The organism is Mycobacterium numidiamassiliense, from assembly GCF_900157365.1.
Lineage (GTDB): Bacteria > Actinomycetota > Actinomycetes > Mycobacteriales > Mycobacteriaceae > Mycobacterium > Mycobacterium numidiamassiliense.
Genome location: NZ_FUEZ01000004.1, coordinates 2,030,672 through 2,044,606, shown reverse-complemented (window position 1 = coordinate 2,044,606; position 13,935 = coordinate 2,030,672). Strand labels below are relative to the sequence as shown.

Sequence of the window (13,935 nt, the reverse complement as noted above, 5' to 3'; positions counted from 1 at the left end):
ATATGGTCGGCGGGTCTCGGGTTGGTTTGGAGGATCGGCATGAGCGATGAGCAAGCCTCACGCACGGGGTCGATGTTTGGCCCCTACCACCTGAAACGGCTACTGGGCCGCGGCGGGATGGGTGAGGTCTACGAGGCCGAGCACACCGTCAAAGAGTGGACGGTCGCGGTCAAGCTCATGTCGGACCAGTTCAGCCAGGACCCGGTGTTTCGCGAGCGGATGAAGCGTGAAGCGCGCATCGCGGGCGGTTTGCAGGAACCCCATGTGGTGCCCATCCACGAGTACGGCGAAATCGACGGCAAGATGTTCATGGAGATGCGCCTCGTCGAGGGCACCGACTTGGAGAGCTTGCTCAAAAGGTTCGGCCCGCTGACTCCGCCACGCGCAGTCGCCATCATCAGCCAGATCGCCTCGGCTCTCGACGCCGCCCACGCCGCCGGGGTGATGCACCGCGACGTCAAGCCGCCCAACATTCTGGTCACCCGAGACGATTTCGCCTATCTGGTCGACTTCGGTATCGCCAGTGCCACCACCGACGAGAAACTCACCCAACTGGGAACCGCGGTCGGCACCTGGAAATACATGGCCCCGGAGCGATTCACCGGCGAAGAAGTGACCTACCGCGCCGACATCTACGCGCTGGCCTGCGTGCTGTACGAATGTTTGACCGGTTCACCGCCGTATCGCGCCGACAGCGCCGGCGTATTGGTCAGCGCGCACATGACGGGACCGATCCCGCAGCCCAGCACGACGCGCTCGGGCGTTCCCAAAGCCTTCGACTCGGTGATTGCGCGTGGCATGGCCAAAAAGCCCGGCGACCGCTTTGCCAGTGCGGGGGATCTGGCCGTCGCCGCGCACGAAGCGCTCAGCGACCCCGACCAAGACCACGCCGACAACATCCTGCGCCGCAGCCAGGAAGCGACCACGCTGGGGACGGCGGAGATCCCGCCCGGGGCCACGGTCGTCTTTTTGTGCGGGGCGCCGGCCCCCACGCAGATCTCACCTCTCCCCTTCTCCGCCGGCGCCGGATGTGTATAAGAGGCAGAAGCGGGCCGACGCCGTATCCGCCCACCGGCCCTACGCCTGCGCCCGCGCAGCCCGGCCAGCCATGGGCACCCGCCAGCGGGCCGGTCCCGACGCCGCAATACCAGGCCGGTGGCAGCAACTGGGGCGGACCACCGAGTGGGCCTGTGCCACAACAGTTTTCCGGGGCCGTGCCGTGGAATCAGGGTCCCCCGGCCAAGCGTAAACGCAACCCGTGGCCGATCATCGCGGCCGTGGGTATCGTGTTCGTTCTCGTCGTCGGCGTCGCGGGCCTCTGGTTTGCCACCCGGCCCGCTCCAGCACCGCCTCCGGCCAACCCGGTACCGCCGGATCGCCTGAGCGCCCTGCTGCTCAATGGGCCGGATATCAACTCCGTCATGGGTTCTACGACCATGGAGGCGGGCAAACCGATCCTGTCGATGGACGACTCCCCGGTGACGCTCTCCGTGCCGGGCTGCCAGGGGGCCCTCTATACCAGCCAGGACCCGGTGTATTCGGGCAGCGGCTACACGGGGGTGAGCGGACTGGTGTCCTCGGAGCCGGGTGACAACTACGACCATTGGGTCAACCAGGCCGTGGTGCTCTTCCCGTCGGCCGATAAAGCCAAATCGTTCCTGCAATCATCGGCCGACAAGTGGAAGAACTGCGCCGGCAAGACGGTGACGGTCACCAACAAAAGCAAGAACAAGACCTACCGGTGGACATTTGCCCAAGTCAACGGGGCTCCGCCGAAGATCACCGTGTTGGACACCCAGGAGGGCGCCGACGGCTGGGAGTGCCAGCGTGCGATGGGCGTGGCCAACAATGTGGTGGTCGACATCAACGCGTGCGGCTATCACATCACCAACCAGGCCGACGACATCACCGACAAGATCATCGCCAAGATCGACGCCGAGTAGCCGACCCTGCTACACCGCCGTGGTCGATGCCCAAGTGGCACAGCATTATTGGATTACTGCGGTAGATCCGGCCCTTGCGCCCGCAGGTCGTCGACCGCCGACATCGCGTCGCGCAGCTTGGCCAGCCATTCCTCGGTGTGCTCACCGACCAGCTTGACCGACCACGCGAGGGCGTCGGCGCGCGACCGGGCCACGCCGGCGTCGACCAGCGTGTCGAGCACCTGGCGCTCGGGTTGCTTCAACCGGGTCATCACAGGTACCGCGATGTGCGTGAACAGGATTCGTTCGGCGCCGTCCTTGGCGCCGATCTCCACGCCCCAGGAAACCTTGCGGCCGTAGCGATCTTCGGCTTCGTCGGCGATATGCATTCGCTCCGAACGGGTTTCCTCGCGAAAGCGTGAGACCCTGCCCGCCGCACGGGCTTCGCTCTCGTCTTGTCCGGTGGCATGTGGTTCGGCGAGCTTGCCAATGACCGTGATCTCTTCGCGGTCGACGATGACCGTGGGATCGCCGTCGAACCAGGCTTCGGGCAGGCGTCCGGCAAACCATTCCGCGGCGCCGCTGGCGTCGGGTTGGGCGGCTTGCTGCCAGCCGCCGGGGCGGCCACGCCGGTTGGTGTGATGCGTTTTCATGATTACATGATTACACCGTTACAGCTGTAATGGAACTGCGTTCGCCCCCGGCGAACGCCCCTTGGAAGTCGCGAGGGTTAACGCGGGACGGAAAAACATTGATATGCGCTGCTCGGAGTTGTATTTTGGGTAACGAAGCAGGCCCGGAAGCGACCAATTCAAAGCGCCGGAAAAGGGGCAGCAAGCCGGCCGCGGACGACACGCGCAAGACGGAGTCGACGCCCCCCAGCGTCGCCCGGGCCTGCCCTAACGTGTTGTGGGGTCATTGCCTCGGCGGACCCGAAAAAGTTTGACTTCGCTCTTGATGCCTTTGAGGCGTCGGGCACTGGCGAAAGATACCTGGAATGCGCCGGTATCGCCGATGGCCTCCCAGACCGAGTCGGCGACCAGCACGGTGCCGGGGCGCGCCACAGCGGTGACCCGGCTTGCCACGTTGACCGGGCTGCCGAACCAGTCACCGGCCCGGCTCACCGCCATCCCGGACGCGACTCCCCCGCGCAACCGGGGAAAGTCGTTGTCGCTGTCCACGATTTCGACCAGCTTGAGCACGACATCCAGCAGGGACGCCGGATCGGGACTGACGAACATCACCGCGTCGCCGATCGTCTTGATGAACCGCACCGGGGGTCGGGTCACGTCGCGGGCAAGATCAGCCAGCCGGTTGGCGAGTTGCCCGAGCTCCTCGGCCGACACCACTTCGCCGAGCCTGGTGAAGCCCACCAGGTCGGCGAAGGCGACCGTCACCTCGCGCGCTCCCGGGAGCGGTTTGCCGGCGGCGCGCTCGCCGGCGTTGACCGCTTCGGTCTCCATCATGTGCCGCAGCTGCATGAACAGCATGTCCTGGATCATCGGCCCCAGCATTGGTGCGATCTGGCCGACCAGCGCCTTCGATCCTTTCGCGATGTCGATTTCGCTGGCCCCCGGACGAATGATCGCCGACAGGGCGGTATAGCGCATGACCTCGGCCGCGCGCGACAAACCCTCGGCCAGCACCCGGACGACGAGTACCACCTGATCGGGGTTGAGCCCCAGCTCGACGAACCGCTGGGCGTGGGCCGCAGCCTCACCGTCGGCACGCATATGCACTGCCGCATCGGGGTCGTCGACCCTGACCAGACCGATGGCGCGCTGAACACGCTGGAGCAGCATCAGCTCGATGCCGTAGGTCTCACTGATCTCCCGAGTCGACACGTAGGTGCCGTCGTGGCCGATGAGGTGGCGGCTGGCCAGCAGCAGCGGCGGGTTGGTCGCCCGGATCTCGTCCGCGGTAATGCCCTGCTCGAGCAGCCACTGGACGAGTTCGGCCCGTTCCGTGCGTGCGGCGCCGTCAAGTCCGTCGAGGAGATCGTCGATGTCCTGACCGACGCCGTCGTCCACCTGGCCAACGTACAACGCCGACCCGCAATGATGTGAAGTGATGAGCGCAACGCTTCTGCACGGCTTCCCGCCGGCGGTCGACCACCGGGCCACGGTGTTGATCCTGGGCTCGTTTCCCAGCGTCCAATCGCTGGCCAATCACCAGTACTACGGCAACCCGCGAAATGCGTTCTGGCCGATCACCGGCGAGCTTTTTGGATTCGACGCGGATGCGCCGTACGACGTGCGGCTGCGCGCGTTGCAATCCCATGGTGTCGCGCTGTGGGATGTGCTGCACAAGTGCCGGCGCATCGGCAGTGCGGACTCGGCGATCGATCCGAAAAGCCTGGTGGCCAACGACTTCGGTGAGCTATTCGCGAGCTATCCGGCGATCGCGCGGGTGTACTTCAACGGGGCCAAAGCCTGCGAGCTCTACCGCAGGCTGGTCGAACAGCGCGACACCGACCGCATCGACTTCCAACGGCTGCCGTCCACCAGCCCGGCCCACGCCGTGCGGCCGGGCGCGAAGCTGGCCGCATGGCGGGCGATTTCATGACACCGGCGGTCGCCGCTGCCCCCACGGCCGTGCCCGTTCGATCTGCGCGCCCAGCGACAGCAGCGTCGCTTCGCCGTAGGGCCGACCGACCAGCTGCACCGACATCGGCAGCCGGTCGCCGTCGAGGTCCCACGGCACGACGGCGGCGGGCTGGCCGGTCAGATTCCAGACCGGGAAGTACGGAACCTGCTGGGAGACAGCCAACAACGTGGACACCGCACCGCGGCGCCGGTAGGCGCCGATGCGCGACGGGCCCGCGGCGGTGCCCGGTGTGATGACCACGTCGACGTCGTCGAAGATCGCCTGGATTCGGGCGCTGACGCGCTCTTCTGCGCTCCGCACCGTGTCCATGCTGCGGTCCGAGAAGAACGAACCCATCCGCGCCATGCCGCGGGTGCGCGATTCGAGACGTTCAGGATGCGCCTGCGCGTCCGCGTCATCACTGATGCCGCGCAGATAGCGGGGCAGGAAGTTCGCGAACAGCGAGGCCCGCGGATAGTCCGGGTCGGCGGTGATGACCTCATGGCCCAGGTCGCGAAGCAGCGCGCCGGCCTGGTGGACGGCCGTCAACTCTTCGCGCCCGACCCGGACGGGAATCGATGGGATCTTGGTGCTCAAGGCAATTCGCAACTTGCCTGGGTTGCTCGTCGCGGCGGCGACGAACTCGCCTTCGGGTCCGGGCACCGTCGACGTCGCGTCCAGGAACACCGCCGCGTCCAGCACCGACCGCGCGATGGGCCCATTGACGGACAGCCCGTACCACGCTTGGTCGTGCGGTTCCAGGGAGACGCGGTCGCGTTGCGGCTTGACGCCGAACAACCCACACCAGCTAGCGGGAATCCGAATCGAGCCGCCGCCGTCGGATCCCAGCGCCAGCGGAGCCAGCCCGGCCGCGACCGCAGCGGCACTGCCCCCACTGCTGCCTCCAGGAGTCCGGTTGGGATTCCACGGATTGCGGGTCGCCCCGAAGGTCAGGGACTCGGTGAACGGAAAGATCATCAGTTCCGGCACATTGGTTTTGCCGATGATGATTGCGCCCGCGGCGCGCAGCCGGCGCACGGCTTCCGCGTCCGAGGTCACGGCCGGGCGATGGCCGCCGCTGCCGCACGCCGTCACTTCGCCGGCGACGTCGACATCGTCTTTGATCGCGATCGGCACGCCGAGCAGCGGCAGCCGCTCGCCGGCATCGAGGCGGTCCTGGGCCGCATAGGCCTCGTCGCGCGCGCTGTCGGTCAGCACCACGCGGTAGCAGCGCAGCTGGGGATCCAGGCGCGCAATCCGTTCCAGGTAAACCTCGAGCAGCTGCGGTGCGGTCAGTTCGCCGTCCGCGAGCAGTCGTGCCTGTGCGGCCGCGCCGGCAAAGGCCAGTTCGCGAGCATCCACTGCGGCAGCGTATCCCCCTGATCACCGCAAGCCCGTGGGCGGCCCAGTACCGTGACGGCATGTCCTGCGTTTTCTGTGCGATTGTCGCCGGGGAGGCCCCGGCTATCCGGATCTACGAAGACGACGACTACCTGGCGATCCTCGACATCCGCCCGTTCACCCGCGGCCACACCCTGGTGGTCCCCAAGCGACACAGCGTCGATCTCACCGACACCCCGCCCGAGACGTTGGCCGGCATGATCACGATCGGTCAGCGGATCGCGCGGGCGGCGCGGGCGACGGAGTTGGCCGACGCGACGAACATCGGGATCAACGACGGCCGGGCCGCCTTTCAGTCGGTGTTCCACATTCACCTGCACGTACTGCCACGCCGCAACGGCGACAAGCTGTCGGTCGCCAAGGGCATGGTGCTGCGCCGGGATCCGGACCGGGAGGCCACCGGGCAGATCCTGCGCGACGCGCTGGCCCGCATCGACGCCAGTCCGTAATACTGGGCTGATGGCCTTTCCATCCTGGGTGGAGCAAGATCTCCTGCCGCGCGTGTTGCGCATACACGATGTCGTTTATCGCAAGACGAACGGCTGGATCGGGCATCGGCTGCTGTTGATTCCCAGCCTGCTGCTGCACACCGTCGGCGCCAAGACCGGTGCGGCCCGGACCGCCGCGCTGACCTACGCGCGCGACGGCGAAAACTACCTCGTCGTGGCTTCGAAGGGCGGCGATCCGCGGGCACCCGGCTGGTATCACAACCTGCGGAAGAACCCGAACGTCGAAATCAACGTCGGGCCAAGGCGTTTGAGCGTGATAGCCCGCCCGGTACTCCCCGAGGATCCGGACTACGCGCGGCTGTGGAAGATCGTCAATGACAACAACAGCAATCGGTACTACGCCTATCAGACCAAGACGTCGCGGCCAATCCCGGTCGTGGTCCTGACGCCGACGTAAAACTTCGACGAGCTTAAAAAAAGCTGCAGCTGACACATTCCGGCGGTTTATTCTGCCCTAACGCGATGAAGCTTTCGCCCGTTCATCGCTGGCGCAGACGGGGTGACGGCTATGAATCGCTGGACGGGAAATCCGTGGCAGCGGTTCGGGCTGGCCACACGCATCGGTTGGTCCATCGTCGTGGGCTACACGATCGCGGCGTCGCTGATCGCAGCCTCGTCACTGTTGGGATGGACGGGCGCCTACGCGACCCGGCCGATCGACGAATTCGTCACGCTGGTGTGCGTCCTGTTCGCGGGGGCATGCGCGGCCTACGCGGCCCGCTCCGCGGCCGGGCGCCGCAGACTCGGCTGGCTGGCGATGGTGGTCGCCGCGGCGGGCTGGGCGATCGGTGAGTTCATCTGGGCGGTCTACGACGTGCGTCCGGACCTCGATCACGCCACCCACCCGGCCGCGGCCGAGATCGTCCTCCTCGCATGGCCGATCGGCGCCATGGCGTCTCTGGTGTTGTTGTCGAATCTGAATCGGCACAGCCAACGACGACTGGCGCTGGACGGCCTGATCCTGGCCACCTCACTGTTCGTCGTCTCCTGGGTATTCGTCCTGGACGAACAGCTGCATAAGGGCACCGGCTCACAGCTCGCGACCCTCGCGGAGGTCTTCAACGATGTCGTCCTGTTGACGACGGCGATCCTGATGCTGTCGCGCGGCCAACCCGGTGAACGGCCCAGCCGCAGCCTGGTGGCGTGCGGAACCGCGACGATCAGCGTTGCCGACATCGCAACGGTGTTCGATACCGGAATAGGCAGCTACCACGTCAGCGACCTCGGCGACCTGGGCCGAGTGGCCGGATTGGGACTGATCGCGCTGGCGGCCCTGTCGAGCGTCAACGAGTCCCCCACGGCGTCCGGACGGAGCGCGGTGTTGTCGCGGGCCCTGCTCTCGCTGCCGTATGTGCCGCTGCTGCTGGCCGCCGCGGTCGGCCTGGGGCACGCGGTCGGCCTGATGGCGCACGGGCCGATGCTTTTCGCGCTGGCGATCCTCGTCGCCGCGGTGCTCGCCCGGCAGTTCGTCGTCCTCATCGAAAACCAGAAGCTGTTGACCGAAGTCGCGCGGGAAGCGTTTCGGGACAGCTTGACAGGTCTACCCAATCGCGCACATTTCCTTCATCGATTAGAAGAAGCGGTGGCCCGAAAAGGTTCCGACACCAATCCGATCGCGGTGCTCTGCCTCGACCTCGACAACTTCAAATCGGTCAACGACGCGCTGGGCCACCCCGCGGGGGACGAGCTCCTGGTCTGCGTCGCGGGCCGTCTCAGCGCCGCGGTGGGCGAAATGGGCGTTGTCGCGCGCCTCGGCGGTGACGAATTCGCGGTTCTCGTCGAGGGCCCCGTCGCTCAAACGCAGGCGACGGCGCGTCGCGTCCTCGCGGCGTTCCGGCCACAGATCGTGATCGAAAACGTTCCGGTGGCGGTCCAACCGAGCATCGGCTTCACCGTCGCGACCGCCGAATCCGACTGCTCCGTGGACCAGCTACTCCGTCATGCCGACCTGGCCATGTATGCGGCCAAACGCGCGGGCGGCCAATGCATCCGAAGCTTTGTCGACGACGCGTCCTTCCCTCATACCCTGACGCAGTCGGCCGGCGAGGTGTCGGCCTTGGACGATTGGGCAGCGCCCCCAATCGTCCCAGCGACGACAGCGGTGGCGCCACCGCCGATCGCCCAACCCGCGACGCCGGCGGAAGGTCAACCGCGGACCGCCGATGATGGCGTTCGGTGGTCCCCGCTTCCTGTCCGAATTATCCTATGGCTGTTGATCATTGGCGTGTTCGCCTTTGCCGTGACGAGTTTCGTCGATCCACAGGAAAGCCACACCGCGCTGTTCGCCAGGTCTTTGTACTCGGTGCTGAACCTGATGGCAGCCGGTCTGATCGCGCTGCGCGCCTGGCTCCTCGCGGCCGACCGGTTGGCCTGGGCTCTGATCGCGATCGGCATGACGTGCTCGGCGATCGGCGACGTGGTCTACGGCCTGTGGGTGCCGGACGGTCAGTCCCCGTCGGTGGCTGATCCGGAGTACCTGGCGTTCTATCCGTTTGTCTATCTTGGTCTGTTGCTGCTGCTTCGGGCCCGCCTGAAGTGGGTGCCGATTCCGGTGCGGCTCGACCCACTGGTCTGCGGGTTGGCGATCGCCGCGCTGGCGGTGGCGTTGCGTGCAGGTCCGTTCCGCGCGGCCGCGGCTCGGGCACCGGACACGGTTCTCGTCGGCCTGATCTATCCGTGGGGCGATCTAGTTCTGTTGGCCCTGGCCGCCAGCATCTTGCCAATCCTGGGCTGGCGCAGTGGATTCCGCTGGGTCCTGCTCTTCGTGGGGTTGGTCGGCTTTGCGGTTGCCGACACCGCGTATCTCTTCGAGACCTCTGCGGGTTCATACCGGATCGGCAGCACGCTTGACGCCCTCTGGCCGGCTTCGTCCCTGCTGGTCGCGATGGCCAGCTGCTACCCCCGGTTGTCGGTGCCGCCGCCGAGACGCGGACCCGGTTCCTACGCCGTGCCAGTGGCGTGGGCGGCGGTGGCGCTCCTGGTTGCGGTCTGGGATCAAAATTCGCGTCTGGCAAACCTTTTGGGCGGCCTGAGCCTGATCACTGTCGCCGTGCGATTTTCGCTGACGTTCCGGGACGTCCGCATGGAGGCCGATAGCCACCTGCACGCCATGACCGACGAACTGACCACGCTGCCCAATCGGCGGTCGCTGGCGACGGCTTTGACCGCGTTGTCCGGCTCCGGGCCGGCTAGTCCCGGCGTGGCGATCAAGATGTCGTCGCGCAAGGCACTTCTCTTGGTCAGTGTTGCCGCGGTTGACGAGATCAACGACACACTCGGTGGCCATCTCGGCGATGAGTTGTTGCGTCACATCGCGAATCGACTTGCGCGCACCGTGCGCCGCGGGGATCTGCTCGCGCGCGTCAGCGCCGACGAATTCGCCATCCTGCTGGCCGAGCGATCCGACCTCATCGGTGCGCGCACCCAGGCGGGCCGCGTGCTCGAGGCTCTGGCCGACCCCTTCGAGCTGGATCCGGTCACCGCGCGAGTCGACGCCCGGGTCGCCATTGCGCTGTATCCCGACCATTGCGACCATCCGCAGGATCTGCTGGGTCGCGCCGAAACCGCCATCGGACACGCCAAGTCCGCCGTCAGCAAGGTCGCGGTCTACGAGTCGGCATTCGAGGCGTATCGCGAGAACGACCCGGGCCTGCTCGCGGAGTTGCGCACCGCGCTGTTCAACGGCGACCAGCCGGCGCTGCACTACCAGCCCAAAATCGACGGGATCGACGGGAGCGTGCACAGTGTCGAGGCACTGCTGCGTTGGCGACACCCGCGTCGCGGCTTGCTGCAACCCGAGGAATTCCTGCCCGCCGCAGAGCGCGCCGGGCTGATGCGCAAGCTGTCCGATCGCACCCTCAAGCTCGCCCTCCAGCAGATCCGGCTGTGGCGCGACCGGGGCATCGTCTCGTCCGTCGCGGTGAACCTCTCCACGACGAACCTGCTCGACCTCGAACTTGTCGGCACGATCGAACAACTGCTGCTGGCTGAAGGATTGCCCGCCGACGCGCTCATCGTCGAGATCACCGAAAGCGCGCTCGTCGACTCGGCGCGGTCCCGCAATACCGTCGCCGAGCTGCGGCGCATCGGCGTTCGCGTCTCGATCGACGACTACGGCACCGGCTGGTCGTCGCTGGCCCGCCTGCAGGATGTCTCGGTCGACGAGCTGAAACTCGACAGGGTTTTCGTGGCACGGCTGGCGTACGACGCTCGATCGGTCGCCATTGTGCGGTCCACGGTGGCGCTGGCGGACAGCCTCGGAGCGGACCTCGTCGCCGAGGGAGTCGAAGACGAGGTCACCTTGAGCGCGTTGCACCGGTTCGGCTGCACGATCACTCAGGGCTACGTGCATACCCCACCGCTGTCACCGGACGATCTCGAGCAATGGGTCAGCGAGCATGTGGCCCAACCCAATCCGGCCCACCCATAGCAGGCGGGAGTGGCCGAGGCGAACGGCTAGAACAATTCCTTGGCCAGCAGTTCCAGGGTCGCTACCCGGGCCGGCGCGGTAGCGGGGTCGGTGCCGCGGTGAGCCGATGCCACCGGATGCACCATGACCTCGTCGACGTCGAAACGGTCTGCGAGAGCGCGTAATTGGTCGGCGGCCTCGGTCGGCGTGCCCAGCACGGCGCGCCGCAGGCCGCTGTCCACGATGTGCTGCTGCTGTTCGGTCAGCGGCGCGACGCGAGCCTCTTCGACCAGAGGCACCGGCCCCAGTGGCTGGCCGGTGCGTAGGCGGGCCATCATCTGCAGATTGGGCAACATCAATGCCGTTGCCTCGTCACGTGTTTCGGCCACCGCGGCATTCACCGTCAGAAACGTCACGGGCTCGGCCGCGGCGGCACTGGGCTTGAATTGGGAGCGGTAAACCTCGAGTGCGGATTCGGTGCCCTCACCGGAGAAATGGTGAGCGAACACGTAGGGCAAACCCTTGGCGGCGGCCAGACGCGCCGAGTACATCGACGAGCCCAGCAACCACACGCGCGGTTCGCTGGCGGCGGCCGGGGTGGCCTTGAGACGGTAGTCGCCGGAGCGCAGCGGGACGACAACGCCGCGGGCACTCATCAGCGCCACCACGTCGTCGAGGTATTCCGGGAAGTTCTCGATGTCGCGATCTTGCTCAGCCGGTGAGCGGCCGCCCCGCAACGCGTAGGAGGTCACCGGGTCGGAGCCGGGTGCACGACCGATGCCCAGGTCTATCCGGCCGGGCGCGGCGGCCTCGAGCAGGGCGAACTGCTCGGCGACCGCCAGGGGCGCGTGATTGGGCAACATCACCCCGCCGGACCCGAGCCGCAGCTGCGAAGTCTGCGCCGCTAGGTAGGCGATCAGCACCGGCGGGCTGGTCGCGCCCACGGACGGCATGTTGTGGTGTTCGGCGACCCAGTAGCGAGTGAAGCCCAGCCGGTCGGCGGCCTGCGCCAGCTGCACGGTGGCGGCCAGCGCGTCGCCGGTCGACTGATCGGTGCGCACCGGGACGAGATCGAGGACGGAAAGACGCACGAAGAGCTCAACGCGCCCGGTGGCGTGAACGTTCCCTGTCGGTGGTCAATACTTCAGCAGCGTGATGGAGTGCACGATGGCATCGAACTGCTCCTGCGATATCGGCGCACCGCCGGCAATGTTGTCGGTGGCCAGAAACTGAGTGCGTTGGACGTAGGCGTGAAAGCGCTTGAAGTAATTGATAAAACCACGGCCATGGTCAACGTAGCCGTCAAAGCCGGTGGCCATTTTGAGCTCGCCGGCAAGGATGTAGGCACCCAGCAGGGCGACGCTGGTGCCCTGCCCGGACAACGGCGAGCAGCAGTACGCTGCATCCCCGACCAGCGCCACCCTGCCGATTGACCAGTGATCGAGCACGATCTGCGACATTTCGTCGAAGTAGAAATCCGGTGCGGTCCGCATGTACTTCAGTAGCTGCGGGCGCACCCAGCCCTCGCCGTCCATCCGTCGTTCCACCTCGGCGAACTGAGCTTCGGTGTCGCGGTAGTCGAGGTGCAGCTCGGCGTCCATGAAGCCCAGCATCGCCCGGGCTTCGCTGTTGTCGCGCGCGCTGTACACCCCGGCCATCGTGGAGTCGCCGTAGTGCCAGGTCTGCCAGTAGTCCAAGTCCAAGAAGTTAGGGACGGTGAAGATTGCGGCGTGCGTGCCCAGCCGCTTGATGAAGCGGTCCTCCGGCCCGAAGACCAGCTTGCGCACATTGGAATGCAGACCGTCGGCACCGATCACCAGATCGTAAGTGCGGGCGGATCCTGACTCGAATTTCACATCAACCGCCGGGCCCCGGTTGTCCAACGAGGCGATGCTGTCGCCGAAGAGATATTCGGTCCTCGGCAGCGTCGACTCGTAGAGCAGCTCGACCAAGTCGTCGCGCAGCAACTCGATGTCGGGGTTGTCGATGGGTCCGCCGGTCGGGGTCGATTCGGTGTCGCGCGAGAGCTCGTTGCCGTCGCGGTCGACGACGGAAGACCCGCGGATGTTCGTCTTGCGCTCCGCGGCGGCCTGCAGCAGTCCCATGGCTTCCAGCACCGCCAGTGCCGGACCCCGCACGTCGATCGCCTGCCCGCCGGGCCGCAGCCCGGGGTGACTTTCCACCACGGTGACCAAATACCCATGCTGCCCAAGCCAATACGCCAACGCCGTGCCGGCGACACTAGCGCCGGAAACCAAAACCTCAGTCACCGAATCCCTGCCTGCTTCCTGGCGAGCCGGAATACGTCGTCAAGCATCGCCGGAGTCAATTTACCGGTAAACATATTTTGCTGGCTCGGGTGGTAGCAGCCGAGCAGGCGCACACCCGAGGGTAGCTCGGCCACGGCCCCGTGACCGAAACGCGGTTTGGGGGTGCCGATGGCGCCCGGCAAGCGCAGCGCGATCTGCCAGGCGAACCCGCCCAGCGCCACCATGACCCGGACATGGTCGGACACCAGCCGCCATTCCGCGTCCAGCCACGGCGAGCAGGTGATCCGCTCGGCGGGCGTCGGCGAGTTGCCCGGGGGCGCGCACCGCACCGGGGCGACAATCCGAATCTTGTTGGCCCGCAATCCGTCCGCGGCGTCCACGCTGGTCGGCTGGTTCACCAGCCCGGCCCGGTACAGCGCCGCGTACAACTGGTCTCCGGACCGGTCACCGGTGAACATCCGTCCGGTCCGATTGGCGCCGTTGGCGGCCGGGGCCAGGCCGACGATCACCAGGCGCGGCTGCTCGGATCCCCAGCCCGGCACCGGCCGGCCCCAATACGGCTGCTCGGCAAAAGATCGGCGTTTGACCTTCGCCACCTCCTCGCGCCAGCTGACCAGCCGCGGGCAGGCCCGGCACACGCTGACCTGCGCGTTGAGGTCGGCAAGGGACGTGGCGCTGCTCGCCAACGCCGAAACCTGCGCGGCATCGGCGGCCACCGCAGTCTGCGGGGTGGCCGGATCGCCCGGCCACCCGGTGCCGGGTTCGACAGGGGAATTGAACAACTGACCGGTATTCGGATGGGCGAGCACATGAACATCCTGCATTCTTCGGTGTCGTGA

10 protein-coding genes and 1 pseudogene are annotated in these 13,935 nt (G+C 66.6%); 5 read left to right on the top strand and 6 right to left on the bottom strand.

All coding sequences use genetic code 11. The features are described from left to right. Positions 1 to 39: 39 nt before the first annotated feature. Positions 40 to 1,943, top strand: a pseudogene (locus MNAB215_RS30280) (serine/threonine-protein kinase PknH/PknJ). A 53-nt stretch (positions 1,944 to 1,996) separates the two neighbouring features. Here the strand turns inward: MNAB215_RS30280 and MNAB215_RS18280 are convergent. Both MNAB215_RS18280 and MNAB215_RS18275 read right to left on the bottom strand, forming a co-directional pair. After that, the gene (locus tag MNAB215_RS18280) at positions 1,997 to 2,575 is read right to left on the bottom strand and encodes a hypothetical protein (RefSeq protein WP_077080073.1); all 579 of its coding nucleotides are present in this window, start codon (positions 2,573 to 2,575) and stop codon (positions 1,997 to 1,999) included. A gap of 246 nt (positions 2,576 to 2,821) precedes the next feature. Beyond that, positions 2,822 to 3,952, bottom strand: a complete 1,131-nt coding sequence (locus MNAB215_RS18275) for an adenylate/guanylate cyclase domain-containing protein (protein WP_245830349.1) — start codon at positions 3,950 to 3,952, stop codon at positions 2,822 to 2,824. A gap of 40 nt (positions 3,953 to 3,992) precedes the next feature. Between MNAB215_RS18275 and MNAB215_RS18270 the strand changes: the two genes are divergently transcribed. Next, entirely contained in the window at positions 3,993 to 4,487 is a 495-nt protein-coding gene (locus MNAB215_RS18270) for a DNA-deoxyinosine glycosylase (protein WP_077080072.1), read from the top strand. On the opposite strand, the gene MNAB215_RS18265 is transcribed toward MNAB215_RS18270, so the two are convergent. Next, positions 4,482 to 5,870, bottom strand: a complete 1,389-nt coding sequence (locus MNAB215_RS18265) for an amidase (RefSeq protein WP_077080071.1) — start codon at positions 5,868 to 5,870, stop codon at positions 4,482 to 4,484. The two genes, MNAB215_RS18270 and MNAB215_RS18265, sit on opposite strands and share 6 nt — an antisense overlap. Before the next feature lie 59 nt (positions 5,871 to 5,929). Between MNAB215_RS18265 and MNAB215_RS18260 the strand changes: the two genes are divergently transcribed. From MNAB215_RS18260 to MNAB215_RS18250, 3 genes are all read left to right on the top strand, one after another. Then, positions 5,930 to 6,358 (top strand): HIT family protein, encoded by a 429-nt coding sequence (locus MNAB215_RS18260; RefSeq protein ID WP_077080070.1) that lies wholly within the window; start codon positions 5,930 to 5,932, stop codon positions 6,356 to 6,358. Positions 6,359 to 6,368: 10 nt separating this feature from the next. Then, positions 6,369 to 6,815, top strand: a complete 447-nt coding sequence (locus tag MNAB215_RS18255; protein WP_077080069.1) for a nitroreductase family deazaflavin-dependent oxidoreductase — start codon at positions 6,369 to 6,371, stop codon at positions 6,813 to 6,815. Between the two features lie 111 nt (positions 6,816 to 6,926). After that, on the top strand, positions 6,927 to 10,847 hold the full coding sequence (locus MNAB215_RS18250; protein WP_077080068.1) for a bifunctional diguanylate cyclase/phosphodiesterase: 3,921 nt from the start codon (positions 6,927 to 6,929) through the stop codon (positions 10,845 to 10,847). 26 nt (positions 10,848 to 10,873) lie between these two features. On the opposite strand, the gene MNAB215_RS18245 is transcribed toward MNAB215_RS18250, so the two are convergent. From MNAB215_RS18245 to MNAB215_RS18235, 3 genes are read right to left on the bottom strand one after another with little or no spacing between them, the layout of a single operon-like run. Further along, positions 10,874 to 11,917 (bottom strand): LLM class flavin-dependent oxidoreductase, encoded by a 1,044-nt coding sequence (locus tag MNAB215_RS18245; RefSeq protein WP_077080067.1) that lies wholly within the window; start codon positions 11,915 to 11,917, stop codon positions 10,874 to 10,876. A gap of 45 nt (positions 11,918 to 11,962) precedes the next feature. Further along, positions 11,963 to 13,096 carry an FAD-binding protein gene (locus tag MNAB215_RS18240; RefSeq protein ID WP_077080066.1) on the bottom strand — a complete coding sequence of 378 codons (1,134 nt, stop codon included), beginning with the start codon at positions 13,094 to 13,096 and terminating at the stop codon, positions 11,963 to 11,965. Next, the gene (locus MNAB215_RS18235) at positions 13,093 to 13,920 is read right to left on the bottom strand and encodes a uracil-DNA glycosylase (RefSeq protein ID WP_077080065.1); all 828 of its coding nucleotides are present in this window, start codon (positions 13,918 to 13,920) and stop codon (positions 13,093 to 13,095) included. Before MNAB215_RS18235 ends, MNAB215_RS18240 begins: the two co-directional genes overlap by 4 nt. Positions 13,921 to 13,935: the final 15 nt, after the last annotated feature.

What these genes read in the sequence shown, in the direction of transcription:
- MNAB215_RS18280 (WP_077080073.1), bottom strand. Translation starts at nt 2,575, where the DNA reads ATGAAAACGCATCACACCAACCGGCGTGGCCGCCCCGGCGGCTGGCAG.
- MNAB215_RS18270 (WP_077080072.1), top strand. Translation starts at nt 3,993, where the DNA reads ATGAGCGCAACGCTTCTGCACGGCTTCCCGCCGGCGGTCGACCACCGG.
- MNAB215_RS18260 (WP_077080070.1), top strand. Translation starts at nt 5,930, where the DNA reads ATGTCCTGCGTTTTCTGTGCGATTGTCGCCGGGGAGGCCCCGGCTATC.
- MNAB215_RS18255 (WP_077080069.1), top strand. Translation starts at nt 6,369, where the DNA reads ATGGCCTTTCCATCCTGGGTGGAGCAAGATCTCCTGCCGCGCGTGTTG.
- MNAB215_RS18250 (WP_077080068.1), top strand. Translation starts at nt 6,927, where the DNA reads ATGAATCGCTGGACGGGAAATCCGTGGCAGCGGTTCGGGCTGGCCACA.
- MNAB215_RS18235 (WP_077080065.1), bottom strand. Translation starts at nt 13,920, where the DNA reads ATGCAGGATGTTCATGTGCTCGCCCATCCGAATACCGGTCAGTTGTTC.